This window comes from Streptomyces sp. NPDC058092, assembly GCF_042884935.1.
Taxonomy (GTDB): Bacteria; Actinomycetota; Actinomycetes; order Streptomycetales; family Streptomycetaceae; genus Streptomyces.
In genome coordinates this window covers 58,470-82,018 of the sequence record NZ_JBHVSY010000025.1, presented here as the reverse complement: position 1 = coordinate 82,018, position 23,549 = coordinate 58,470, and the positions used below count along the sequence as shown (strand labels likewise).

The following is a 23,549-nucleotide window of genomic DNA, read 5'->3' as shown; positions in this document are numbered from 1 at the left end:
GGGCGCACAAGCTGGAGGGCGGCTGTCGGCGGTCGGCTGCCGCTTCACGCCGAGCGCCGGGGGCTCGCTCAGGCCGGCCGTACCGCGATGGCGTCCAGGGCCTTCAACAGGCCGGGCAGTTCCGTGCCGCGCCCGACCGGAAGCACCTCGCCCGGTTCCTCGTCCAGCAGGATGAACGCGATGTCGTCGGTCCTGGCGACCAGCGACCAGCCGGGGCCGTCGGCGCGCAGCATCCGGGCGTCGTCCGTGGCGAAGGAGGACCGGACGCGGCCCGGGGGCGGCGGGGTGTCCACATAGGCATGGGCCTCCGCGAGGGCCCGGCGTACACCGGGATGCGCCCTGGAAGGCGTGTCCTCTGCAGGGTTCTGGGCGGTGGAGCCGGGCCCGTCGCGCCGGGGTCGGTTCTCGACCCCGGCCTCGATCTCGGGCCCGGCTCCGGCTTCGTCTACGGCGTTGCTCTCGCCGACAACTCCGTCCTCGGACTCCACCTCGGCCCCGGTCCCGCCCGCGGCTTCACTCCCGGCGTCGGCGTCGGTCCCGAGCTCGCCGTCGCTTTCATTTCCGGTGTCGGTGTCGGTATCACCCCTCTCGGCAAGCGCGGCGGACGTGCCGGTGCGGTCGTCGGCCCGGCCCCCGGCCGTGTCCGTGCCGCCGCCCGGAGCGGCGAAGGCCGTCTCGTCGTCGAGCTGCTCGCGCCAGGCCGCCCACTGGTGCGCTATCTCGTCCGCGCCCATGCGCCGCTGGGCCGGACCCCAGGACTCCGTGTCGGGAGGTGCCAGCGGCGCCGGATCGGCGCCGCCGGCATCCGGGTCCGGCAACGGATCGTGCGGGGCGGCCACCCCCGGAGCGGCGACCCTCACCGCGAGCGGCCAGCCGGGCAGAGCGCAGACCACCGAACGGTCGTCTGGGGAGAGGTCGTACTCCATTCCGCAGTCCCAGGCCGCGATGGCGACCGCGACCAGCGACACGTCCTCGACGACGACGGTCCACCGCGCACCACCGCCGTCCTGGCCGAGGACCAGTCCGTACCCTTCGGCGTACGGTTCGAGGGCGAGCGCCGCACACGCGGCGGGGTAGTCGTCACCGAGCACGCTCGGGAACTGTGCCGGTGTCAGCAGCACCGCGGTCAGCACATACAGTGCGTCGTCGTCCGCGACTGCGTCGTTCGTGCCGGTCACGGCACCCTCCTCGCCCGTCATGGTGTCCGTCGGCGCACCTTAGCCAGTCGGTAACCCACTCGTCGAGGCCCTGACAAGGGACGACGTGGGGGCCCGCGGCCCGGCGGACGGCGCTCCTCAGTCGGTGGGCAGGCCGAGCAGCGTACGGGCCACTGTCTGGGGTGACTCGTCGCGCTCGCGGGCCAGCGCGATGACGGCCCGGCAGGCCAGCTCGCTGATACCGAAGGAGAGCGCCTCGGGCGACACCCAGCCGCTCGCCTCGTCGATCCGCGCCTGATCCTCCTCCACGGATGCCGAGACATACGTGGCGGCCGCCTCGAACAGGTTGTGCTGCTTGCGCCGGTTCTGATCGAGAGGGGCTGTGGGCCGCTCGCCCTTTCGGTCCGGGGACACAACCTTCCGGAGACTGCCGAATATGCCGATCATGGAGACCGTCCTCCCGAGGACCTGTGAATGCATGACGTGCTCGAACAACGTCTGGTCGAACATCACCTGCTCGTCCAGCACTTGCTCGTACAACCTATGGTGTTCCCCGCCGACGTAGAGTTGGACCTCCGACCGGGGCAAGGGGGCAGCGCGATGAAGCGGTACGACCGGCTGAGGGAAATTCACCGCCTCGATCCGGAGCGGGACTTCCTCCGGATCTATCGGATCACGGCAACCTACGAATTCCCCTGGGACATCACCCGCGCTCTCGAACTGGCGCTGTACCGCACCTATGCCGTCCCGAGCATCGGACGACTCCTTGCCGAAACCGCCGAACTGACGGATCGTTCGCAGAAACGCTACGACGACACCGCACTCCTCCTCGACACGGTCGTCGAGCACGGCTTCGACAGTGCCCCGGGGCGCACGGCCATCCGCCGGATCAATCAGATGCACCGCAGTTACGACATCAGCAACGACGACATGCGTTATGTGCTGTGCACCTTCGTCGTCACCCCGAAGCGGTGGCTCGACAGCTACGGCTGGCGCCGGCTGTCCGACCACGAACTGCGGGCGTGCGCCGTCTACTACCGGACCCTGGGCGCCCATATGGGCATCAAGGACCTGCCGGAGACGTATGAGGATTTCGAGCGCACCCTCGACAGTTACGAGGCCGAGCATTTCGGCTGGGACGAAGGGGGACGCCGCGTCTCCGACGCCACGCTGGACCTGATGAGCTCCTGGTATCCGCGCCCCTTCGCGCCCGTCGCGCGGAAAGTGGCCCTCGCGCTTCTCGACGATTCCCTGCTGCGGGCGTTCCGGTACGAACGCCCGGGCTCCGCGACCCGTAACGTCACCCACGGTGCTCTGCGGCTGAGGGCACGGGCCGTACGACTGCTGCCGCCGCGTGCCACCCCGCACTACGCCCGGCAGAACCCGGAGATCAAGGGCTACTCGCACGGCTACGAGGTGGCCGGGCTCGGTACGTTCCCCAGCCCGGGCATCCGCGGCTGTCCTGTTGCGCGCCACGGGCGCCCCGACACCTCGGCCGAAGGAGGAGTCGAGCGAGGCGTCGAGTGACCAGTCGACCCGGTAGCCGATCGGTCAGGAAGTGAGCAGGACGGCAGAGCGGTCGACCTTCAGTGCGTCCGTACGGAGAGGGCGAGGAATCGGTCGTCCTCATCGGTGTACGTATCGAGCCGCCAGCCCGAACGCGCCAGCAGTGGACGGAGGTTGTGCTCGGCGCGCAGATCGTCGACCGTGATCCGACGGCCGTGGCGCGCTGCCAGAGCGGCCCGCCCGATGGGGTGGAAGAGGGCCAGTAGTCCTCCCGGCCGGACCACCCGCGCCAATTCCGCCAGGTCCGGTCCGGGGTGGGACAGATGGGAGATCAGCCCGGCCCCGAACACCGCGTCGAGCGACCGCGACCGCAGGGGAAGGCGGGCGACATCTGCGAGGAGCAGAGCTCCGCTCCGGTCCCGCCCCGCCCGTACCGCCGCCTCCAGCATCGCCGCCGTGAGGTCCACGCCCAGGACCGTGCCCCGCGGTCCCACAGCCGCGCGCAGAGCGGGCAGTGCCCGGCCCGTACCGCAGCCGGCGTCGAGCACCGCGTCACCGGGGCCCAGCCCGACTGTACCGACGGCGGAGGCGTAGGCAGGCCCGTCGTCGGGAAACCGGGTGTCCCAGTCCGCCGCGCGCGCCGTGAAGAACTCTTGGACGTGTGTGTGGTCATCGGCCATACGGACATGATCGCGCAGTTGCCGATGGGGCGGAACAGAGCGAAACATCGGGAAACGGGGTGCATGTTCGAGCACCCTGTGATCGTTCGGGAACATCTCTCTGTCATATTTCAGCAGCTTTCGAAATGCGCCCCGGGCGCGCGCCGCCATCGCGACTAGCGTCCCCGATCCATGGGACACCTGGACCACGCCACCTTCGGCTGGCTGACACCTGCGCTGTCGTACGCGATGGCATGCATCGGCGCCGCACTCGGACTGAGCTGCACCGTGCGGGCACTCGACACCACCGGCCGTTCGCGCCGCAACTGGCTGATCACGGCCGCATCCGCCATCGGCTCGGGCATCTGGACGATGCACTTCGTCGCGATGCTCGGTTTCGGCGTGACCGGCACCGACATCCGCTACAACGTGGCGCTGACCTTCCTCAGCCTGCTCGGCGCCATGGTGGTGGTCGGCGGCGGAGTCTTCGCCGTCGGCTACAGCCGCGACCGGACCAGGGCACTGCTGCTCGGCGGGTTCGCCACCGGACTCGGCGTCGCCAGCATGCACTACCTGGGAATGGGGGCGCTCCGCCTGCACGGCACGATCCACTACGACCCGCTGCGCGTCGCGCTCTCCGTCGCCATCGCTGTCGTGGCCGCGACGGCGGCGCTCTGGGCGGCGCTCAACATCAAGTCCACCCGGGCCGTCGCACTGGCCTCGCTCGTCATGGGCGCGGCGGTCAGCAGCATGCACTACACCGGAATGCTGGCGGTCTCCGTGCAGGTCACCCCCTCGGGCAGGGACCTTGCCGGGGCCACGACCATGCAGTTCATCTTCCCCCTGGCCGTCGGTCTCGGCTCGTACCTCTTCCTGACCTCGGCGTTCGTCGCGCTCTCCCCGACGGCCCGGGAACGCGCCGCCTACGTCTACGCCGAACGCACCGCAGGACCGGCAGAAGCGGACTCCACCGAGACCGCACCACACGGATTCACCGGGCGGGGTCCCGTCTTCCGGCCACGACGCGATGGTCCGAGCGACCGCGACACATCGCCCGCCACTACGCCCTGACACCACCACGCGCCGGCGCCTGTGCACCCGGCCGACCGGCACCGGCCCCCGGCGCCTGCGACACACCCAGCTCCACACCCGGAACGAGGAGGCCATGCGCCCACCCCGCACGACCCCGGAAACCGGTGCGACGGTCACCGCCCGGCCCACCGCCCCGCCGACGCGTGGACGCCGCGCACACGCGGGGCCGCCTGCCGACGAGAGTGCCGAGCACGACGCACAGCTGCTGCTGACACACGACCCATCCGCGCCGCGCGGGCGGTGGACGCTGCGTCCCAGGACCGTGCGTGCCAAGATCATCTCGCTGCTGATGGTGCCGGTCGTCTCGCTTCTCGTCCTGTGGGGTTTCGCCACGGTCACCACCGCCCAGGAGGTGGCGCGCCTACGCCAGTTGCAGCGGGTCGACGGCGAGGTCCGGGCCCCGATATCCACCGCCGTCGCGGCACTCCAGAGCGAGCGCCGGGCGGCCGTGCTGCAGACCGCTGCTCCCAGCAGCGCCCAGGCCGCCGCACTGGAGCGGCAGGCCAGGCGCACCGACACCGCGCTGGCCGCACTGCGCCTGGACAGCGACCACACCATCGCCGACACCGGCAACCTCCCGCCCGCAGTCGCCGACCGACTCGACCGGTTCCTCGCCCTCACCCACCGACTGCGCACCGAAAAGAGCGGGGCGGGCGATGAGCGCACCGTGTACGAGCAGTACACCGCGGCCGTCTCCGCGGCCTTCGGCGTCTCCGGCACCCTCACCGGAATCCAGGACGACGCACTCGGCTCCGACGCCCGCGTCCTGCTCGAACTCGCCCGCGCCGACGAGATGCTGGCCCGCGAGGACACCCTGCTCGCCACGGCCGCCCGCACCGGAACGTTCAAGGGCGGCCAAGTGCGCCTGTTCACCGGAGCGGTGGCTACCCGGAGGGCCCTCGCCGAGACCGCGGGCGCGGATCTCCCCGCCACCGAGGGGGCCAGCTGGCAGAGGTTCACCACCGGGGACGCGTACCGGCAGCTCCAGGCCGCCGAGGACAAGGTGCTTGCCGCACCCGCCGGACGCCAGGCGGCGCAGGCGGTGCCCGTGACCGACTGGGAACGAGCGGCGGCCCGTGTACGGAGTGAGCTGCGCACCATCGACACCACCGCCGGACAACGCGCCGCCGACCGGGCGAACCCGCTGGCCCGCGGACTGCTCAGCCCGTCCGGAGCCGCAGTTCTCTTCGGCTGCGCCGCCGTCGCCGCGTCCCTGGTGATCTCCGTACGCATCGGCCGCGCGCTCGTCGTCGAACTCGTCAGCCTCCGCAACAGCGCCCTGGAGATCGCCCGACGCAAACTGCCCCGCGCCATGCGACGGCTACGGGCGGGCGAGGAACTCGACATCGCGGCCGAGGCCCCGCAGGGCCCGGCCAGCCACGACGAGATCGGCCAGGTCGGCGAGGCACTCGGCACTGTGCACCGGGCAGCCCTCAGCGCCGCCGTTGAACGGGCCGAACTCGCCGACGGCATCTCCGGAGTCTTCGTCAACCTCGCCCGCCGCAGCCAGGTACTGGTCCACCGTCAGCTCAACCTCCTCGACAGCATGGAGCGCCGGGCCGACGACCCGGACGAGCTGAGCGACCTCTTCCGGCTCGACCACCTCACCACCCGGATGCGACGGCACGCCGAGAGCCTCATCATCCTGTCCGGTGCGGCGCCGGGACGGGCCTGGCGGATGCCCGTACCGCTGACGAACGTCGTACGCGCCGCCGTCTCCGAGATCGAGGACTATGCCAGGGTGGAGGTACGGCACCTGCCCGACGCCGCGGTGAAGGGCACCGCCGTCGCCGACCTCACCCACCTGCTCGCCGAACTCATCGAGAACGCCGCACAGTTCTCACCGCCTCACACCAAGGTGCGCGTCAGCGGCGAGCCCGTGGGCAACGGCTACGCCCTGGAGATCGAGGACCGCGGCCTGGGCATGGGCAACGAACTCCTCGGCGAGGCGAACCGGCGTATCGAGCAGGCGGAGGCGCTCGACCTCTTCGACAGCGACCGGCTCGGCCTCTTCGTCGTCAGCCGGCTCGCCGTACGGCACCACATCAAGGTCCGGCTGCGCACCTCCGCGTACGGCGGAACGACCGCCGTGGTTCTGCTCCCCACGTCACTGCTGCAGAGCGCACTCCCGGCGGCCGAGGAGCCGGCCGCGCCGCAGAACGCCCCGGTCGAGCGCCGGGACGACGGGGACCGCCCGCCCTTCGGACCCGGACCCGGATCCGGTCCTCGCGCGGTGCGCCCGCGGACCACCGCCTTTCCCGCGCCGGTACCCGTACCCGCCATCGAATCCCGTACGGAGCCGGCTGCCGCGGTCACCTCGCTGCGCGGGCGTCCGGGCAGCGAGGACGAGCACGGGACCGGGGCCCGGACGGAAGCGCAGTCCGACGACGGCTCACTGCCGCGCCGGGTGCGCCAGACCAACCTCGTCCCGCAACTCCGCGAGGAGCCTCGCCCCGACGAACCGCCACGCGGCGCCCCGAACGACAACGGCGGCCCCCCGGAGCGCACCCCCGAGCAGGCCCGGGACCGCATGACCGCCTACCGCAACGGCTGGGTGCGTGGCGGCGGCACCATCCCCGGCACTTCCGAGCCCCGCCCGGGCTCCACTACCCCCGGCACCACCGGCCCCCGTCCACGCAGCGAAGGAGACCACGCATGATTGCGAACGAGAGGACCGGGGGACGCGACACCTCGGGTGAACTCGACTGGCTGCTGGACGATCTGGTGGCACGGGTCGGCGAGGTGCGCCACGCCGTCGTGCTCTCCGGCGACGGCCTCGCGGTGGGCGCCTCCAGCGCCCTCAGCCGCGAGGACGCCGAGCATCTCGCCGCCGTGGCCTCCGGATTTCACAGCCTGGCCAAGGGCGCGGGGCGCCATTTCCGCGTCGGGAACGTACGCCAGACCATGGTCGAGATGGATGAGGGCTTCCTGTTCGTCGTCGCGGCGGGCGACGGATCCTGTCTCGCGGTACTCAGCACGGCCTTCGCCGACATCGGACTGGTCGCCTACGAGATGGCCCGGCTCGTCAAACGCGTCGGAGAGCATCTGCGCACCCCGCCGCGGTTCGCCGCGCCTTCGCCGACCGTCGGCTGAGCGGGCGGAGACGGCCGTGTCCATGACCGACGGGGTTCCTGGAGGCACCCCGCTGACCCGGGGCCCGCACGCGCGCACCGGCAGCCAGTGGTACGACGCCGAAGCCGGCCCGCTGGTCCGCCCGTACGCAGTGACGGGCGGCCGGACCGAACCGGGCCCCGCCGGCGTGCGGTTCGATCTGATCGCACTCGTCACCCTCGACGACAACGCGCCGGACGGCTCCGAGGAATCCCTGCTCGGCCCGGAACACCGGGCCATGCTCACGCTCTGCCGGTCGGAAACCCAGTCCGTCGCGGAACTCTCCGCCGACGCCGACCTTCCGGTCGGAGTCGTACGCGTACTCCTCGGCGATCTGCTCGAAGCCGGCTATGTGCGGGTCAGCCGCCCCGCACCGCCCGCGCAGCTGCCGGACGAACACCTCCTCCGCGAGGTGATCAACGGCCTGCGGGCCCTGTAGGGGCACGACTGTGATGCGACCGGTCCCTCGGCACACGGAGCACACGGTCCGCTCTCCTCACCCCGGCAGCGGGAGGGAGAGCGGGACCGCGCTCAACGTCCGTACGGTTCCTCCGGGTCAGACATTGACGCCGTAGTCGGACGCGATACCGGCCAGGCCCGAGGCGTAACCCTGGCCGACCGCACGGAACTTCCACTCCGCGCCGTGCCGGTACAGCTCGCCGAAGACCATGGCGGTCTCGGTCGAGGCGTCCTCGCTGAGGTCGTAGCGGGCCAGCTCGACGCCGTTCGCCCGGTTCACCACGCGGATGAACGCGTTGCGGACCTGGCCGAAGCTCTGCCCACGGCTCTGCGCGTCATGGATGGAGACCGGAAAAACTATCTTGGCGACATCCGCCGGGACAGCCGCCAGATCGACGTTGATGGACTCGTCGTCGCCCTCGCCCTCACCGGTCAGGTTGTCACCGGTGTGCTGGACCGAACCGTCCGGGCTCGTCAGGTTGTTGTAGAAGACGAAGTGCAGGTCGGAGAGGACCTTGCCGGCGTCCGAGCACAGCAGCGCACTCGCGTCCAGGTCGTGATCCGCGCCCGTCGTCGTCCGTACGTCCCAGCCCAGGCCGACCGTCACTGCGGTCAGGCCGGGCGCTTCCTTCGACAAGGAGACGTTGCCACCCTTGGCCAGGGTCACACCCATGAACTTCCTCCATTGATCCAGTGGTCCAGCGATTCGATGATGCGGTGATCAGCGCTTCTTCGGCCGTCACCCCGGTCAACGACGGGGTCGCGCCCGTGGTTCCCTTGCTTGCGCAATCCCTGAAGTAACAAACTGCGAAGGGTGTTCTGCGTCGGCGAGCCGGGGTCTCATGTGTACGAGTCGGTCCCGGGACTCGCATCGGTCTCCTTCATGGCCTTCGTCTCACTCTTCAGGTTCCGCGTGGATCTACCCAGGGCGCGGGCCGTGTCCGGCAGCCTTTTCGAGTCGAACGGCACGATCACCATGATCGCCACGATCAACAGGTGCCAGGGTTCGAGGCCGTTGCGCAACATGTGCGTCCCGCCCTCCTTTTCGGGGTTTTGGCCGGTTTTCTCGCGCCGCGTCCACGGGTCGTGCTTCAGACCGGCTGAGGGCAGCTCCGACGGCCCACTCGCACAACTATGATTGTGGCATTGCGCAACTGTGCAATCGTGGGTGGCGGGGTGCGCCTTCCCCTCCCGGCGGGGCGCCGGCGGGGATCGGTGCTGACGTTGGAGACATGTCCGTGCAGTCTGCTCGGATTCGCCGGACCGGGGACGTGCGCATCGCACGTCCCGACCGCACTGGCGACGGTGGCGAGCTCGGGATCGTCGACCAGGAACGCGGCGAACGTGGCGGGATGATGCAGCCGCTCGGTGAACCACTGCGCCGAGGCCGCTCCGAACCGCCCGTCCCCATCTCCATGTCGGCCAGCATCAGCCCCCTCAACCGCACCAGCGCGGGCACGTCGTCGAGCGTGGCGCGGCGAGCACGCACCATGTGCCCGCCGTCGATGCCCGGACCGGAGCCGGAGGCCGGGTGGTCGACGCGTGAGGGGTCATGAGTACCTCCACTTCCGTTCGTAGCGGGCACGGGCGGCCCACAGCCCGTATGCGTACAGGGCCAGGACCGTTGCGAGCAACAGGTAATAGAGCGGCGGCAGTGCGCTCATGCCGAGCAACGGGCCGAGCGGGGTGAGCGGCAGCAGCAGTCCGACCACGGCAAGACCCGACGCGGCCGCGCGCAGCGGACCACCACTGCGATCCTCGGCGGTGCGACGGCCGGTACGCAGCAGCAGCATCACCAGAGCCTGGGTGAGCAGGTTCTCGGTGAACCATCCGGAGTGGAAGGCCTCCTGCCCGCCCGATGTCGCCGAGCCGTGCAACGCGAAGGCCAGCACGGCGAACGTCGCCAGGTCGGCGGTGGCGTTCAGCAGACCGAAACCTGTGATGAAGCGGAGGAAGTCGCGCGGACGCAGCACCGTGGGCCGCCGCAGTACCGAGGGTGCGGGCCGGTCGAACGCGAAGGCGAGCTGTGCCACGTCGAAGCACAGGTTCTGCACCAGGACCTGTGCCGGAAGCATCGGCAGGAACGGCAGCATCAGCCCTGCGGCGAGCATCGCGATGACGTTGCCGAGGTTCGAGGAGAGCGTGATGCGCAGATAGGTGGCGATGTTCCCGCTGCAGCGCCGGCCCGCCGTGATCGCGTGGTCGATGGCCACGAGATCCTTTTCGGCGAGCACCACATCGGCGGTCTCCCGCGCCACATCGACCGCGTTGCGCGGGCAGATGCCGACATCGGCCGCGTGCATCGCGGGCAGATCGTTGACGCCGTCGCCGAGGAATCCGGTGGTGTGCCCGAAGCCGCGCAGCGCGGAGACGATCCGGGCCTTGTGCTCGGGCGTGCAGCGGGCGAAGACCGTGGCCCGGTCGGCGGCCTGCGCGAGCTGGCCGTCCGACAGCGCATCGACCCGTTCCGCGGAGACGACCTCGCCCGGGTCGAGGCCCAGATCCCGGCAGGCGCGGGCGACGGTCCCCGGATCGTCGCCGCTGAGGACCTTCACGGCGATGCCCCGGTGCCCCAGCACGTCCAGCGCTTCTGCGGCGCTCGGGGTGAGTGCGTCCCGCAGAGTGACGAAGCCGAGGAAGGCCAGCCCCTGTTCGTCGGCCGTCGTGTACGGACCGAGCCGGGCGGGCCGCTCGGTACGAGCCACCGCGAGCAGCCGCAGACCCTTCCCGGCCTCACGCGCGGCCAGGGCCTTCAGCCGGTCCCGTGCGGCATCGTCCAGGGCGCACCGGTCGAGCACCGCTTCCACCGCCCCCTTCGTCACGAGGGTGTGCGTACCGAGCCTGCCGGGACTGCGGACGACCGCGGTGGCGAGGCGCCGCACCGGATCGAAGGGCAGCGCGGCCACGCCGTCGTACGCGGACAGTGCCTCCTCCTGGTCCTCGGCCGCGTCCAGAACCGCCTCGTCGAGTGCGTCGGGGGCGGGCAGATCAGCGAGCTGCAGCGTCCACAGGGCGTTGACCCCGGCCCAGTGCAGCACCTCGGGATCGGACCGGTCCGCTCCGTTCAGTGACCGTTCGACGACCGGCCGGTCCTGGGTGAGGGTTCCGGTCTTGTCCAGACACAGCACATCGATCGCCCCGAGATCGTGCAGTGCGGGCAGCCGCTTGACGATCACCCCACGGTTCCGGGCGAGCAGCGAGGCGCCCCTGGCCAGCGCCGTCGTGACGATCACCGGCAGCATCTCCGGAGTCAGACCGACGGCCACCGCGACGGCGAACGGCAGTGTCTCCAGACCGCGGCCACGCAGTGCCGCGTTGGCCATCAGCACCAGCGGCGGGGTGAGCAGCATGAACCGGATCAGCGTCCAGGAGATCCCCTGCACCGAACGGTCGAAGGCGCTCGTGCCGCGGCGGCGAGCGGAACCGTCGTACGCGGCGGCGAACCGGGTGTCGGCACCCGTGGCCGTCACCACCGCCGTACCGCTGCCGGCGGCCACGCTGCTGCCCTGGAAACACAGCTCGGGTCGCCCGAACAGCCCGGACCCGTGGGCGGGCCCGGCGCCGGCCGTGAGGTATCGGTCCGGCGTATCGACGGGTTGTTTGGAGACCGGCGCCGACTCACCGGTGAGGGCCGACTGATGCACGGTCAGGCCGCTCGCGCGCAGCAGCCGCACATCGGCGGGTACGAGATCCCCCGGGCCGAGCCTGATCACGTCGCCCGGCACCAGCTCCCCGACCGGCAGCTCACGTGTCTGTGGCGCGTCATCCGGGCCGGTCCGGCGCAGCACAGTCGCGGTGGTCGCCACCAGCTCCCGCAGGGCAGCCGTCGAACGGTCGGCCCGATGCTCCTCCGCGGAACGCAGCAGACAGCTGACGACCACGAGCACCAGCGTCACCGACGCGGTGCCCCACGAGGCCACCGCTGCCGAGACCAGGCCCAGACAGAGGAGCACCGAGGTGAACGGATCCCGCAGGCTGCCAAGGAAACGGCGGGGCCAGGAGACCGGACGCCAGGACGGCAGGATGTTCTCGCCGAACCGCGCCAGCCGTTCCTCCGCCTGCCCCTCCAGCAGCCCCCGTGGCCCGCTGTCCAGCGAACGGAGCACCTGCAAGGAGGTCGGTGCGGCGCTCGGCGACGTGGGTGGCGCGACATCGGCGGAGGCGCTCCGGGCGGCCGCCGCGCCCGCTATCGGCACGACGACGGCGGACGAGCGATCGGACTCGGTGCTGCCGGGACCTGCGGCGGCACTGCTCTCAGGCACCGAGCCCACGGAGGCGTGCGGGCTGCTCGGGCGTGTGTCCGCCGCGTTCGGCGAGCTGGCCGACCATCAGCCGTACCACCGTCACCACATCGGGGTCGTCGACCAGGTACACCTGCCGGCGGCCCTCGCGCCGTGACCGTACGAGGCCGGCCAGTTTCAGCTTTGTCAGATGCTGGCTCACCGAGGGAAGGGTGCCGCCCACCCGGTCCGCGAGGCTGGTGACATCGCTCTCGCCCTGGGACAGGGCCCACACGATGTGCAGCCGCGCAGGCGTCGCCAGCAAGCCGAAGGCGGCAGCCGCCTCCACCAGTACCTCCGCGGGCGGATCCTCGAAACCGCCGCCGGTAACTGTCGACACTCTTGCTCTCCCTGTCCGCGTGGGCTGCTTCCCGCACCCGAAGTGCCCAGTGTAGGCGCCGGGCGGTTGGGGGTCGCGGGCCCATACCTCCGGGAACGCGCGGCCCTTGTGCGCGGGCCCGCGCACTCACGACCGGGAACGCGGGAACCACAGGCGCGCTCGGAGAGACGCATCGGTGGCTGGACTCATCCGGTTGTGGACTCATCCGGTCACGGAGTGAGCGGGAAACGATCACATGGCTAAAAAAGCGATCCCGTCCCCCGGGGCAGGTGCTCGTTTGCCATGCTGTCGCCGTAGTCACTGTCGACGTAATCATGCTGACGGTTCACGGAATCCGAGCCCTTCAAGACAGCTCTGACCTGCGCATTCGGCGTCTTGGGACTCACTGGTGAGAGAAGTGATCGATGCTTTCCGAGCACGCTGACAACACTCACGGGGCGACGGCCGGGGAGGCCGTGGAGACCGAGGCTCTCGCACTCAAGATATTGGTCGCCGGAGGCTTCGGAGTCGGGAAGACGACGCTGGTCGGCGCGGTCAGCGAAATCCGGCCACTGCGGACCGAGGAACTCCTCAGCGAGGCGGGACAGTCGGTCGACGACACCGACGGGGTCGATCAGAAAACCACGACCACCGTCGCCATGGACTTCGGACGCATCACCATCCGGTCCGGCCTCTCGCTCTACTTGTTCGGCACACCAGGGCAGGACCGTTTCTGGTTCCTGTGGGACGAACTGTCCCAGGGAGCCCTCGGGGCCGTGGTCCTCGCCGACACCCGTCGTCTGGAGGACTGCTTCCCGGCCGTCGACTACTTCGAGCATCGACGCATCCCCTTCGTCGTCGCGGTCAACTGCTTCGCGGGCGCCCGCGCATACGGCGAACGCGAAGTGTCCCGGGCCCTCGATCTCGACCCCGGTACACCCGTCGTCCCGTGCGATGCGCGCGACCGGGACTCCGGCAAGGAAGTCCTGATCCGCATGGTCGAGTACGCCGGGCGGATGCACGCGGCCCGGCTCCTCGACTCGGTGAGCTGACTCTCCTGGCACTCTTTCCTCGCGCGGCACAGGGCCAGGACCCAGCCACATGACGGAGGACCGCTTGCCCGTACGTTTCCCGTACGCAAGGCTTACGCGAAACGTGGGGCACGGGGAACGTATGAGCGGGGAGGAGCGGGGATATGGCGCTGGACAGGGGACTTGACTGGCTCCTTGACGATCTCACGGGCAGGGTCGAGCACATACGGCACGCGTTGGTGCTGTCGAACGACGGGCTGGTGACCGGAGCGAGTACGGGGTTGGCGCGCGAGGACGCGGAGCATCTCGCCGCGGTCTCGTCCGGGCTGCACAGCCTCGCCCGTGGATCGGGACGCCACTTCCGGGCCGGCAAGGCCCGGCAGACCATGGTGGAATTCGACGAGGCGCTGCTCTTCGTGACGGCCGCGGGTGAGGGCAGTTGTCTGTGTGTGCTGAGTGAGGCCGAGGCCGACGTCGGCCAGGTCGCGTACGAGATGACGTTGCTCGTGAACAGGGTCGGGGAGCACCTCGGTGTCGCCGCGCGGCAGGCGGGGAGTGACGGCGCCAACCAGCCCTGACCGCTCGCCGGAGTTATCCACAGGCCGGACGAACGGTGTCTCTCCCGGGTTAGCGTGCTCACAGAGAGTAATTGAGTCTCGCGGGGGAGAGCATCATGACTGTCACCGAATCTCTGTGTACGGATACCGAGAGCACGATGGCCGTGGGCACGGCAGCCCAGGAACTCCAGCTGAAGCGTGGCGAGTTCGCGATTGCCGCGCATGTGGGTCTGGTCCGGGTGCTGGTGCGGCAAGGTGGTGGTGGTGGAAGGGCGAGGGTCCGCAGGGAGGAGGTCGACCGGCTGCGGGCGCAGGACGGGTTCCCGGAGGCGCTGCGGGAGCGGGTGCGTACGGTTGGGACGGCGGAAGGGGCGCGACTGCTCGGGATCAGCCCCGACCGTTTCACCAAGCTGGCCCGCGCGGGTTGCCTCCCGCCGATCACGTTCTACCTCAACCGGTACCGGGCGGTGGTCTGGCTCTATCTCGCCGAGGAGCTCGCAGGGTTCGCCGCCCGGGAACCTCACCTCCTGGTGGGGAAGAGCCCGGCCTGGGTGCGTAGCCGACTTGACGGAGGCGCCGACCACCGCGCGCGTGAGTGGCGCTCACTCCGGATCGAACGGCTGCTGAGCCGCACGGAGGACCCCTGGGCCCGCGCGGCCGTGCTCGCGGGCGCACTGGACCCGGTGCAGTTGGCGGAGGTGGTCGACGATCCGTACGAGCGTGCCTACCTCGCCAGGATCGGCTCCGAACCGGTCTACGGGTCAACGGCGTCGCCCGCCGCGCGGGAGACCATGGCGCGCCTGATGCAGGCCGACGAACCGGACGAGATGTTGTGGCGGCGCGTCGGCCTGATCATGGAGCTGGACAATGCGCAGGAGGCCCGTCCGGCTCCGCGTCCGGGCGACGAGTGGCGCCCTCGTCCCGGCCCCGGGCGCGATCCCGTACCTGAGATCGAGAGGGAGCACGGACCGGAAGCCGATCCCGGCACTGGGGCCGAATGCGGTGCCGGGCCCGAACTCCGTGGTGAGCGTGAACCCGGTGTTGAGCCTGAACTCCGTGTTGAGCCTGAACTCCGTGTTGAGCCAGGACTCCGAGTTCAGGAAGGGCTCGTTACTGAGGGAGAAGCCGCTTCGGTCTCCGAACCCTCTTCGGCCGGTTCGGTCTCCGAACTCGCGCCGGCGCCCGAGCCCGTACCCTCGGTTGTTCCTGTACGCGATTGCGCTCAGGTACGTGATCCGGCTCCCGATCCTGGACCTCCGCCGTCAGCAGTGCCGGAAGCCCCACTCGGGCTGCTCGCCCGGCTCGGGCTGCGGCGGCGCCCATCCCGGCGTCCTTGCTGAAAACTCCTGGCGCGGGGAGAGCGGCACCGGCATCCTGGCCCGCATGCTGATCAGGGAAGCCACAGCCGGGGACTGGGCCGACATCTGGCCGTTCTTCCACGAAATCGTCGCCGCGGGCGAGACGTTCACCTATCCGCTCGACCTCGATGAGCACGAGGCCCGCTCCTGGTGGCTTCTCAAGTCGCCGAACCGCACGGTCGTCGCGGTCGACGAGGACGGGGCGGTCCTCGGCACGGCGAAGATGACCAACAACCACATGGGCAACGGCGCACACATCGCCGGCGCCAGCTACATGGTCGACCCCGAGCGTTCCGGGCAGGGTGTGGGCCGGGCCCTGTGTGCGTACACACTGGACTGGGCTCGCGCATCGGGGTTCCGGGCCATGCAGTTCAACGCCGTGGTGGAGACGAACATCCACGCTGTCCGGCTCTACCGCTCGCTCGGTTTCGAAGTCCTCGGAACGCTGCCCGAGGGGTTCAACCATCCGAAACAGGGCTTCGTCGGACTGCACATCATGTACTGCCGTCTCTGACGCATCTGCCGTCTCTGGAAATCGGCCGAGTATCCGACCTGACCGCCTCGACGGGCTGCGTTTCGGAAGGGAATTCGGCCAAGGAATCGCTCCGCTGTCTTTGTGCCGTGTCCGTCATGTCCCAACCAGTGGAGATGTGGGGTCAGTTGTGACTTCAGGTGCTTCCTGGGGCGGTTGTGCACGTAGTTGTCACGGGCAGTACGGTGCGCCCCACCGCCAATTGGGCGATGAAACATATGCGGGGGGAAGAATTCATGACCGTACCCAGGAGATCGTTGCGTGCTGCGGGGACACTCGCGGCTGCCGCGGTGGTCGGCCTCACCGGCACGGTCCTCACCGCCGGCCCGGCCGCAGCTCACACTCCCACCTGGGCCGTGACCTGTACTGACGTGAGCCTTGACCTGACCGCCTACAACAGCAACGTCACCAACAAAGTGACTGTCACTGTCGACGGCAAGGACCTCCTGCCCGTCCAGACCTTCGGCAAGGAGTTCCACAAGAAGCTAGAGCTGCCCGAGCACGACAAGGAACTGACGGTTCATCTCGTCGTCAAGGCCGGCGACGGTGACAACTTCTCGCGCGACGAGACCAAGCAGGCGCCCGTGTGCGAGGGCACCACCCCGTCACCCGCACCGTCCGAGACCACGCCGTCGCAGGCGCCCTCCTCGGAGGCGCCCGTCGAGAGCGCCACCCCCAGCGAGGCACCGTCGGAGTCCGCCCCGGCAGCGGCCTTCCCGAGCCCCAGCTCGTCGGACCTGGCCGAGACGGGTTCCTCGTCCGCCACCCCGATCATCGGTGGAGCGGCTGTGGCCGTCCTGCTGGCCGGTGGCGGCATCATGTGGTCCGTGCGCAAGCGTCGCACCGCACAGCACTGACGTAGACCAATGACCCCGGCACGGGAGTGTGCCGGGGTCATTGGTCGAGGTGGCTCCCCGCTCGCGGGGAGCCACGCCCTTCTGCGCTCTCGCCCTTCTGCGCTCGCGTCACGACTGCTCCGTGGTCGGCGTCGGAGCGGATGCGGGAGGCGTGGAATGCCCGATCTCGCCCCCGGACCCCTGCTGCCCCAGCCCAGGACCCGCCCCGCAGAATGGCAGCGGAAGATCGTCCGCGATCGGCGGGCGATACGGCACAGGGGCTGACCGGAGCGCATAGATGAATCACGACGATCCCGTTCTGCTGCACACCGAGGGACGCATCCGGCACATCACGCTCAACCGCCCGCGTGCCCTCAACGCGTTGAATCACGCCATGGTGCTGCGCATGGACGAAGCACTCGGCGAAGCCGAGCTCGATGACGCCATCACCGCGGTCCTGATCACCGGCGCGGGGGAGCGCGGTCTCTGCGCGGGCGGCGACATCCGTTCGATCCATGAGGACGCCCGCTCGGGCGGCGGCACATCGATGGACTTCTGGCGTGACGAGTACCGGCTCAACGCCCGTATCGCCCGGTTCCCCAAGCCGTACGTCGCGGTCATGGACGGCATCGTCATGGGCGGCGGCGTCGGTGTCTCGGCCCACGGTGACGTCCGTATTGTCACCGAACGCTCGCGTGTCGCCATGCCCGAGACGGGAATCGGCTTCGTCCCCGATGTGGGCGGTACGCACCTGCTCAGCGCCGCACCCGGTGAGCTCGGCACCCATCTGGCACTCACCGCGGACGCGGTCGGCGCAGCTGACGCACTGCTGTGCGGGCTCGCCGACCACTTCGTACCGTCCCACCGCCTTCCCGGACTCACCACGGCCCTGGCTGCCTGCGGTACGGCAGCCGAGGTCGAGGGGACCGTACGGCGGCACGCCTCACCCGCGCCGGGCGGTGCACTGGCGGAGCACCGCGAGTGGATCGATTTCTGCTACCGGCCCGACTCCGTCGAGGAGATCCTCGACCGGCTCGGAAGCAGCGGTGTCCCCGCCGCCAAGCAGGCCGCCGAAACCATCCTGGCCAAGTCGCCCACCGCGCTCAAGGTGACCCTCGCCGCGCTGCGCAGGGCCCGCGGGCTCGGCAGCCTGGAGGAGGTGCTCGACCAGGAGTACAGGACTTCGTCCACCGCCTTCACCAGGCCCGACCTGGTGGAAGGCGTGCGTGCCCAGATCATCGACAAGGACCGCAACCCGCGGTGGAACCCGGCGGACCTGGCCGAGGTCACCGAGGCCGACGTGGCGCTTTTCTTCGCGCCGCTGGGCGACCGCGAGCTCGGCCTGGTTCCCGCGTTCCGAACGACGGACTAAGGCATAACGGCGGACTGGTGCATACGGGGCGGAATTGGGCAGATCGAGGCCGGGGGCCTCTCAGAGGTCATTGGGGCCGGTCACGGTGCGGAACGGGATGCCGAGAAGATCGGCTGCGGCCTTGAAGTCCTTGGCGCGGTGGCCGGTGCAGAGAGTCCAGTGGTGGCCGATGCCGGTCGCGGACCAGGCGTCGGTCCACTCACCGGGGTCGAAGCCGAAGTCGACGCGGGAGGTGGTGTTGCCGATCTCCAGCAGAGGTCCCGGGACGACTTCGCCCTCGGAGGCGATGAACGTGAATGTCCCGTCCGCCTCCTGGCCGACGCCGAACGTGGTGACCGGACCGTGCCTGACGTCGAATTCGATGCTGACGCCCCAGCCGCGTTTGCCGTGGTACACACCCAGCCCGCGCAACAGCGGATCCTTGGCGCTGATCGCGAGGTGGGCGGGACCGTCGTGCCCCATCTCGACGACCCGGTCGCGGAAGTTGAGGGCCTGGAGCTCGGTGAAGGAGCCGCCGGCGCCGATGGTGTCGGCGATCAGCATCGCGAGGCTGGTGCGCAGCTCGTACTCCCCGGCCATCGGGATGCCCCGGGCGGTCAGCAGCGAAGCGCCGAGGATCATGCCTGCGCCGAGCCGCTCATGGATCTCACCCTCCAGACCGCGGTGGTAGTAGGCGAGGCTGTCGAGCTCGAAGTCCTCGACGAGCCGGTCCAGTCCGACCGACACCCGGGCGGCCCAGGCAAGATCGCCCTCGTCGACGGAATCGTCGAGGGTGAAGACCCTGCGCGTGAGCGCGACGCGTTCGGCGGCCTCCTCGTCCGTCACGGCGGCGACCCGGACCCGCAGGTCGTCGAATTCGAGGACTTCGACATGTCCGCCGAACTGGGTGGAGACCAGCGTCATGTCGGTGGAGACGTCGAGCATGCCGGGATAGAGGTGGCCCATCAACCCGTGCCGGCCGTGCCGCATTGCACCCCGCACCCGCGCGGCGGAGATCCATCTGCGGATCCGGTTCCAGGCGTTCCCGTCGTGCAGATGGCCGGAGACGGAGCGGAAGGGGATGCCGCTGCGCCGGAACACATTGGCGACCTCCGGCAGTGGGCACTGTCCGCAGTACGCCAGCCACTGGCCCGTGTCGGTGTTCGGGTGGTCCATCGCCTCGGTCGGCTGGAGGTCGATGACCAGCACCGGGGTGTGGGTGCGCTGGGCGATCGGCAGGACCATCGAGGCCGTGAGGTACGTCGTCAGGAACGTCACGACGATGTCGCAGTCGGCCCTGCGCAGCTGTTCCGCCGCCTCGGCGGCCTCCTGCGGGTCGGAGATGAAGCCGGCGTCGACGACCTCGCAGCCCATCTCCTCGAACCGCCCGGTCACGTGACGCGCCGATTCCCGCAGCTGGTCGAGGAGACCGGGGAACTGCGGCCAGTACGCACCGAGTCCACCGGAGACCAGACCGACGCGGGTACGGTGACGTGCAGTGCGGGCGAGCGCGCCGTCGAGCACGACGGGAGAGACATCAGTCATGAGCTTCCTTCCTTCGTCATCCATCGGGGCCCGGGCATCCGCCGGACGGGGCCCGGCCTGCGTGTCGAAGTGCCCGGGACTCAGGCCGGCCGCAGCCTCGCGGCAGCCCGGTCCCAGGCACGCCGATCTCCCTGCGGGGTGTAGTGGCGCAACTCCTGGGTCTGCGCGACGAGTCGCCGCATGTCCATGAGATCGCCCACGAGGCCATGGGAGCGTGCCTGCAACAGGATGTTGCCGAGCGCGGTCGCCTCGGCGGGACCGGCCGTCACGGGCAGCCCGGTGGCATCGGCGGTCCACTGGCACAACAGCTCGTTGCGCGAACCGCCGCCGACGAGATGGATCCGGGCCGGCTCCCGCCCCGCCAGCCCGGCGGCCTGCCGCAGCGTTCTGCGATGCGCCAGCGCCAGACTCTCCAGCACACACCGCACGTACCCGCCGGGACTCCCGGGCGGTGCCTGTCCGGTCCGTACGAGGTGGGCGTCGATGTGCGACGGCATGTCACCCGGTGCGAGGAACGTCTCGTCGTCGGGGTCGATCACCGCGGCGAACGGCCGGGCCCGGGCCGCCTCGGCGAGCAGTTCCGCGAGACCCGGTGCCGTACCCTCCCGGTCCCAGGCACGGCGGCACTCCTCCAGCAGCCACATGCCCATGATGTTGCGCAGATAGCGGACGGTCCCGTCCACCCCGCGTTCATTGGTGAAGTTCGCCGCCCGGGACTCCTCCGTCAGTACCGGAGCCGCCAGTTCCAGACCTGCCAACGACCAGGTACCGCAGGACACATACGCGAATCCGGGCTCGGTCGCGGGAACCGCGGCGACCGCCGACGCCGTGTCGTGCGAGGCGACGGTCGTCACGGGAGTACCGGCCGGAAGACCGGTGTACTCGGCGACATGCGGCAACAGCGTCCCCGCCGGGTCGCCCGGCTCCCGCAACGGCGGGAACCAGGAACGCTCCAGATCCAGCCGGCCGATCAGCGCATCGGACCAGGTACCGGCAGACGCGTCGAAGAGACCGGTCGTCGAAGCGTTGGTGATCTCCGCACCCACCGTGCCGGTCAGCCAGTGCACCAGCAGATCGGGGATCAACAGCATCGTTCGTGCCGCGCCCCACTGGGCACTCGCACGATGTGCGGCGAGCTGGAACACCGTATTGAACGGCAGATGCTGCAACCCGCCGACCGCGTACAGCTCCTGCGCCCCGCATTCAGCCAGCACCTCCTCGGCCGCCTGTCCGTTGCGACCGTCGCGGTAGTGGAACGGCAGCCCGAGCAGCGCGCCGTCGGCATCGAGAAGGCCGTAGTCGACCGCCCACGTGTCGATGCCGATCGAGGCGATCGGGCCGTTGCGCGCGGCCGTCCGCAGCCCGTCCAGCATCCCCTGGTACAGGGCGAGTAGGTCCCACCGCAATCCGTCCGGCAGCCGGACCGGGGTATTGGGGAAGCGGTACGCCTCGGCAAGCACCAGCTTCCCCGGCCCGGCCCGGCCGGTGATCACCCGACCGCTGGTGGCACCGAGGTCCACGGCCGCGAAGACCGCCTCGCTTCGTGACGTCACAGACATGGACATCTCATCCGGTTCGTCGCGGGCACGCGGTTCATCGCTGGAACGAGAGCCATCGGGACAACGAGGGCCATCGCGGGGATGCGGCTCATCATAGGGACGCGGCTCATCTCAGGGACGCCGGTCATCGAAGGAACGCCGCGGCCACACCGGCGTCCACGGGAATGTGAACACCGGTCGTGTGCGTCAGCTCCCCGCCCGTCAGCGCGAAGACGGCGTTCGCGACATGTTCCGGAAGCACCTCGCGCTTGAGCAGGGTCCGCTGCGCGTAGAACTTGCCGAGCTCCTCCTCCTCGATGCCGTACGTCGCCGCACGCTGAGCACCCCAGCCGGCCGCGAAGATCCCCGAACCACGCACCACCCCGTCGGGATTGATGCCGTTGACCCGGATTCCGTGCTCGCCCAATTCGGCCGCCAACAGCCGCACCTGGTGAGCCTGATCGGCCTTGGTCGCCGAGTAGGCGATGTTGTTCGGGCCGGCGAACACCGCGTTCTTCGACACGATGTAGACGATGTCACCGCCGAGGTTCTGCGCCCTCATCACCCGTGCGGCCTCGCGCGACACCAGGAACGAGCCGCGCGCCATGATGTCGTGCTGGAGATCCCAGTCCCGGGCGGTGGTTTCGAGCAACGGCTTCGAGATCGAGATCCCGGCATTGTTCACGACGAGATCCACACCGCCGAAAGCCAGCACGGCGGCCTTGAACGCCTCGGCGATCTGCTCCTCACTGGTCACATCGACCGTCACCGCGACAGCCTTGTCGGGCCCGCCCAGATCCTGCGCCACCGAGGCGGCGCTCTCCGCGTCGAGGTCCGCGACGACGACAGACGCCCCCTCCGCGACCAGCCGGTGCGCGATGGCTTTGCCGATACCGGACCCGGCACCCGTGACCAGCGCCACCCGGGTGGCCAGCGGCCTGGGCTTCGGCATCCGGCGCAGCTTTGCCTCCTCCAGCTCCCAGTACTCGATCCGGAACTTCTCGGACTCCTCGATGGGCGCGTACGAGGAGACGGCCTCGGCGCCACGCATCACATTGATGGCATTGAGGTAGAACTCCCCGGCGACCCGGGCGGTCTGCTTGTCCTTGCCGAAGGAGAACATGCCGACCCCGGGCACCAGCACGATCGCCGGATCCGCGCCACGCATCGCGGGGGAGTCGGGGGCGGCGTGACGCTCGTAGTACGCGCGATACGCCTCCCGGTACTCCCCGTGCAGCTGCTTCAGGCGCGCCAGGACCTCGTCCAGCGGGGCGTCCGCGGGCAGGTCGAGGACCAGCGGGCTGACCTTCGTACGAAGGAAGTGGTCCGGGCACGAGGTGCCGAGCGAAGCGAGCCGCGGGTGTTCGGCGCGGGAGAGGAAGTCCAGCACGGGCTCCGTGCCGGTGAAGTGGCCCACCTGCGGACGGTCGGTGGAAGCCAGACCGCGGATCAGCGGGGCGAGCGCGGCGGCGCGCTCCAGGCGCTGCTCCTCGGCGAGGGCCTCGCGGCCCGCCCACACGGGGCCGAACGGCTCCGCCTTCCCCCGCTCCTGAAGGAACGTCCCGGCCGTACGGATCATCCAGAGGGCGTTGTGCTCGCACTCCTCGGACGTCTCGCCCCACGCCGTGATGCCATGGCCGCCGAGGATCACACCGACGGCCTGCGGGTTGGCCTCCTTGACCGCGGCGATGTCCAGACCGAGCTGGAAACCGGGCCTGCGCCAGCCCACCCACGCCACCTTGTCCCCGAAACACTCCGCCGTGAGCTTCTCCCCGTCGGCGGAGCACGCCAGCGCGATTCCCGAGTCCGGGTGCAGATGGTCGACGTGCGCGGCCTCGACCAGTGCGTGCATCGCCGTGTCGATGGACGGGGCAGCGCCCCCCTTGCCGTGCAGGCAGTAGTCGAACGCCGGCACCATCTCGTCTTCGCGCTCCACCCCCGGGTACACGTTCTTCAGCGCGCGCACCCGGTCCAGGCGCAGCACGGCGAGGCCGGCCTCGGTCAGGGTGCCGAGATCACCGCCGGAACCCTTGACCCACAGCAGCTCGGTCTCGCCGCCGGTGACCGGGTCGGTGCCGGTGGCCTTCACCGATGTGTTGCCACCTGCGTAGTTGGTGTTGCGGGCGTCGGAGCCGATCCGGTGGGCGCGCTCCAGGAGGGCGGCGACTTCGGCGTGCGTCGCGGACGTCATGAGATTCCTTCGGGGTCGGGTCGGGGC

General features: G+C 70.0%; 22 protein-coding genes. 12 read left to right on the top strand and 10 right to left on the bottom strand.

Annotation, left to right across the window (positions count from 1 at the left end; genetic code table 11):
* Positions 1-68: 68 nt before the first annotated feature.
* On the bottom strand, positions 69-1,178 hold the full coding sequence (locus ACFVV1_RS32130; RefSeq protein ID WP_389996533.1) for a hypothetical protein: 1,110 nt from the start codon (positions 1,176-1,178) through the stop codon (positions 69-71).
* A gap of 117 nt (positions 1,179-1,295) precedes the next feature.
* Positions 1,296-1,604 (bottom strand): hypothetical protein, encoded by a 309-nt coding sequence (locus ACFVV1_RS32125; protein ID WP_389996621.1) that lies wholly within the window; start codon positions 1,602-1,604, stop codon positions 1,296-1,298.
* 153 nt (positions 1,605-1,757) lie between these two features.
* Here ACFVV1_RS32125 and ACFVV1_RS32120 point away from each other — a divergent pair, with 153 nt between their 5' ends.
* Positions 1,758-2,684 (top strand): oxygenase MpaB family protein, encoded by a 927-nt coding sequence (locus ACFVV1_RS32120; RefSeq protein WP_389996530.1) that lies wholly within the window; start codon positions 1,758-1,760, stop codon positions 2,682-2,684.
* 59 nt (positions 2,685-2,743) lie between these two features.
* On the opposite strand, the gene ACFVV1_RS32115 is transcribed toward ACFVV1_RS32120, so the two are convergent.
* Positions 2,744-3,343 (bottom strand): class I SAM-dependent methyltransferase, encoded by a 600-nt coding sequence (locus tag ACFVV1_RS32115; protein WP_389996528.1) that lies wholly within the window; start codon positions 3,341-3,343, stop codon positions 2,744-2,746.
* A gap of 171 nt (positions 3,344-3,514) precedes the next feature.
* Here ACFVV1_RS32115 and ACFVV1_RS32110 point away from each other — a divergent pair, with 171 nt between their 5' ends.
* The 4 genes from ACFVV1_RS32110 to ACFVV1_RS32095 all read left to right on the top strand — a co-directional run bounded on the left by ACFVV1_RS32110 (position 3,515) and on the right by ACFVV1_RS32095 (position 7,964).
* Positions 3,515-4,393, top strand: coding sequence for an MHYT domain-containing protein (locus tag ACFVV1_RS32110; protein ID WP_389996525.1), 879 nt, complete (start codon positions 3,515-3,517; stop codon positions 4,391-4,393).
* A 94-nt stretch (positions 4,394-4,487) separates the two neighbouring features.
* Positions 4,488-7,073, top strand: a complete 2,586-nt coding sequence (locus ACFVV1_RS32105) for a nitrate- and nitrite sensing domain-containing protein (RefSeq protein ID WP_389996522.1) — start codon at positions 4,488-4,490, stop codon at positions 7,071-7,073.
* Positions 7,070-7,507, top strand: coding sequence for a roadblock/LC7 domain-containing protein (locus ACFVV1_RS32100; protein ID WP_389996519.1), 438 nt, complete (start codon positions 7,070-7,072; stop codon positions 7,505-7,507). Before ACFVV1_RS32105 ends, ACFVV1_RS32100 begins: the two co-directional genes overlap by 4 nt.
* A gap of 22 nt (positions 7,508-7,529) precedes the next feature.
* The gene (locus tag ACFVV1_RS32095) at positions 7,530-7,964 is read left to right on the top strand and encodes a DUF742 domain-containing protein (RefSeq protein WP_389996618.1); all 435 of its coding nucleotides are present in this window, start codon (positions 7,530-7,532) and stop codon (positions 7,962-7,964) included.
* A gap of 117 nt (positions 7,965-8,081) precedes the next feature.
* On the opposite strand, the gene ACFVV1_RS32090 is transcribed toward ACFVV1_RS32095, so the two are convergent.
* Positions 8,082-8,657, bottom strand: a complete 576-nt coding sequence (locus ACFVV1_RS32090) for a TerD family protein (protein WP_189280859.1) — start codon at positions 8,655-8,657, stop codon at positions 8,082-8,084.
* A gap of 167 nt (positions 8,658-8,824) precedes the next feature.
* Positions 8,825-9,010: a twin-arginine translocase TatA/TatE family subunit gene (locus ACFVV1_RS32085; RefSeq protein WP_389996516.1), complete on the bottom strand. Its 186-nt coding sequence runs from the start codon at positions 9,008-9,010 to the stop codon at positions 8,825-8,827.
* A 245-nt stretch (positions 9,011-9,255) separates the two neighbouring features.
* Between ACFVV1_RS32085 and ACFVV1_RS32080 the strand changes: the two genes are divergently transcribed.
* Positions 9,256-9,540, top strand: a complete 285-nt coding sequence (locus ACFVV1_RS32080) for a hypothetical protein (RefSeq protein WP_389996513.1) — start codon at positions 9,256-9,258, stop codon at positions 9,538-9,540.
* On the opposite strand, the gene mgtA is transcribed toward ACFVV1_RS32080, so the two are convergent.
* Entirely contained in the window at positions 9,535-12,174 is a 2,640-nt protein-coding gene (gene mgtA / locus ACFVV1_RS32075) for a magnesium-translocating P-type ATPase (RefSeq protein WP_389996616.1), read from the bottom strand. The genes ACFVV1_RS32080 and mgtA overlap by 6 nt on opposite strands.
* Before the next feature lie 64 nt (positions 12,175-12,238).
* A complete protein-coding gene (locus tag ACFVV1_RS32070; RefSeq protein ID WP_389996510.1) occupies positions 12,239-12,604 on the bottom strand; it encodes an ArsR/SmtB family transcription factor in 366 nt (121 codons plus the stop codon).
* A 404-nt stretch (positions 12,605-13,008) separates the two neighbouring features.
* Between ACFVV1_RS32070 and ACFVV1_RS32065 the strand changes: the two genes are divergently transcribed.
* The 6 genes from ACFVV1_RS32065 to ACFVV1_RS32040 all read left to right on the top strand — a co-directional run bounded on the left by ACFVV1_RS32065 (position 13,009) and on the right by ACFVV1_RS32040 (position 18,269).
* Positions 13,009-13,635 (top strand): ATP/GTP-binding protein, encoded by a 627-nt coding sequence (locus ACFVV1_RS32065; RefSeq protein WP_389996507.1) that lies wholly within the window; start codon positions 13,009-13,011, stop codon positions 13,633-13,635.
* 143 nt (positions 13,636-13,778) lie between these two features.
* On the top strand, positions 13,779-14,192 hold the full coding sequence (locus tag ACFVV1_RS32060; RefSeq protein ID WP_389996504.1) for a roadblock/LC7 domain-containing protein: 414 nt from the start codon (positions 13,779-13,781) through the stop codon (positions 14,190-14,192).
* Between the two features lie 95 nt (positions 14,193-14,287).
* Positions 14,288-15,511, top strand: a complete 1,224-nt coding sequence (locus ACFVV1_RS32055) for a DUF6397 family protein (RefSeq protein WP_389996502.1) — start codon at positions 14,288-14,290, stop codon at positions 15,509-15,511.
* A 43-nt stretch (positions 15,512-15,554) separates the two neighbouring features.
* The gene (locus tag ACFVV1_RS32050) at positions 15,555-16,043 is read left to right on the top strand and encodes a GNAT family N-acetyltransferase (RefSeq protein WP_389996498.1); all 489 of its coding nucleotides are present in this window, start codon (positions 15,555-15,557) and stop codon (positions 16,041-16,043) included.
* 254 nt (positions 16,044-16,297) lie between these two features.
* Positions 16,298-16,918, top strand: coding sequence for an LAETG motif-containing sortase-dependent surface protein (locus ACFVV1_RS32045; RefSeq protein WP_389996495.1), 621 nt, complete (start codon positions 16,298-16,300; stop codon positions 16,916-16,918).
* A gap of 277 nt (positions 16,919-17,195) precedes the next feature.
* The gene (locus ACFVV1_RS32040) at positions 17,196-18,269 is read left to right on the top strand and encodes an enoyl-CoA hydratase/isomerase family protein (RefSeq protein ID WP_389996492.1); all 1,074 of its coding nucleotides are present in this window, start codon (positions 17,196-17,198) and stop codon (positions 18,267-18,269) included.
* Positions 18,270-18,329: 60 nt separating this feature from the next.
* Here the strand turns inward: ACFVV1_RS32040 and ACFVV1_RS32035 are convergent, their stop codons facing one another.
* The 3 genes from ACFVV1_RS32035 to ACFVV1_RS32025 form a co-directional block, all read right to left on the bottom strand.
* Positions 18,330-19,793, bottom strand: coding sequence for an arabinose isomerase (locus tag ACFVV1_RS32035; RefSeq protein ID WP_389996489.1), 1,464 nt, complete (start codon positions 19,791-19,793; stop codon positions 18,330-18,332).
* 80 nt (positions 19,794-19,873) lie between these two features.
* The gene (locus ACFVV1_RS32030) at positions 19,874-21,352 is read right to left on the bottom strand and encodes a rhamnulokinase family protein (protein WP_389996486.1); all 1,479 of its coding nucleotides are present in this window, start codon (positions 21,350-21,352) and stop codon (positions 19,874-19,876) included.
* A 124-nt stretch (positions 21,353-21,476) separates the two neighbouring features.
* Positions 21,477-23,522, bottom strand: coding sequence for a bifunctional aldolase/short-chain dehydrogenase (locus ACFVV1_RS32025; protein WP_389996483.1), 2,046 nt, complete (start codon positions 23,520-23,522; stop codon positions 21,477-21,479).
* Positions 23,523-23,549 lie beyond the last annotated feature (27 nt).

Coding starts and splice junctions, on each gene's coding strand:
- ACFVV1_RS32125 (WP_389996621.1), bottom strand. CDS start 1,604: ATGATCGGCATATTCGGCAGTCTCCGGAAGGTTGTGTCCCCGGACCGA.
- ACFVV1_RS32120 (WP_389996530.1), top strand. CDS start 1,758: ATGAAGCGGTACGACCGGCTGAGGGAAATTCACCGCCTCGATCCGGAG.
- ACFVV1_RS32115 (WP_389996528.1), bottom strand. CDS start 3,343: ATGGCCGATGACCACACACACGTCCAAGAGTTCTTCACGGCGCGCGCG.
- ACFVV1_RS32110 (WP_389996525.1), top strand. CDS start 3,515: ATGGGACACCTGGACCACGCCACCTTCGGCTGGCTGACACCTGCGCTG.
- ACFVV1_RS32105 (WP_389996522.1), top strand. CDS start 4,488: ATGCGCCCACCCCGCACGACCCCGGAAACCGGTGCGACGGTCACCGCC.
- ACFVV1_RS32100 (WP_389996519.1), top strand. CDS start 7,070: ATGATTGCGAACGAGAGGACCGGGGGACGCGACACCTCGGGTGAACTC.
- ACFVV1_RS32095 (WP_389996618.1), top strand. CDS start 7,530: ATGACCGACGGGGTTCCTGGAGGCACCCCGCTGACCCGGGGCCCGCAC.
- ACFVV1_RS32090 (WP_189280859.1), bottom strand. CDS start 8,657: ATGGGTGTGACCCTGGCCAAGGGTGGCAACGTCTCCTTGTCGAAGGAA.
- ACFVV1_RS32085 (WP_389996516.1), bottom strand. CDS start 9,010: ATGTTGCGCAACGGCCTCGAACCCTGGCACCTGTTGATCGTGGCGATC.
- ACFVV1_RS32065 (WP_389996507.1), top strand. CDS start 13,009: ATGCTTTCCGAGCACGCTGACAACACTCACGGGGCGACGGCCGGGGAG.
- ACFVV1_RS32060 (WP_389996504.1), top strand. CDS start 13,779: ATGGCGCTGGACAGGGGACTTGACTGGCTCCTTGACGATCTCACGGGC.
- ACFVV1_RS32055 (WP_389996502.1), top strand. CDS start 14,288: ATGACTGTCACCGAATCTCTGTGTACGGATACCGAGAGCACGATGGCC.
- ACFVV1_RS32050 (WP_389996498.1), top strand. CDS start 15,555: ATGCTGATCAGGGAAGCCACAGCCGGGGACTGGGCCGACATCTGGCCG.
- ACFVV1_RS32045 (WP_389996495.1), top strand. CDS start 16,298: ATGACCGTACCCAGGAGATCGTTGCGTGCTGCGGGGACACTCGCGGCT.
- ACFVV1_RS32040 (WP_389996492.1), top strand. CDS start 17,196: ATGAATCACGACGATCCCGTTCTGCTGCACACCGAGGGACGCATCCGG.
- ACFVV1_RS32035 (WP_389996489.1), bottom strand. CDS start 19,793: ATGACTGATGTCTCTCCCGTCGTGCTCGACGGCGCGCTCGCCCGCACT.
- ACFVV1_RS32030 (WP_389996486.1), bottom strand. CDS start 21,352: ATGTCTGTGACGTCACGAAGCGAGGCGGTCTTCGCGGCCGTGGACCTC.
- ACFVV1_RS32025 (WP_389996483.1), bottom strand. CDS start 23,522: ATGACGTCCGCGACGCACGCCGAAGTCGCCGCCCTCCTGGAGCGCGCC.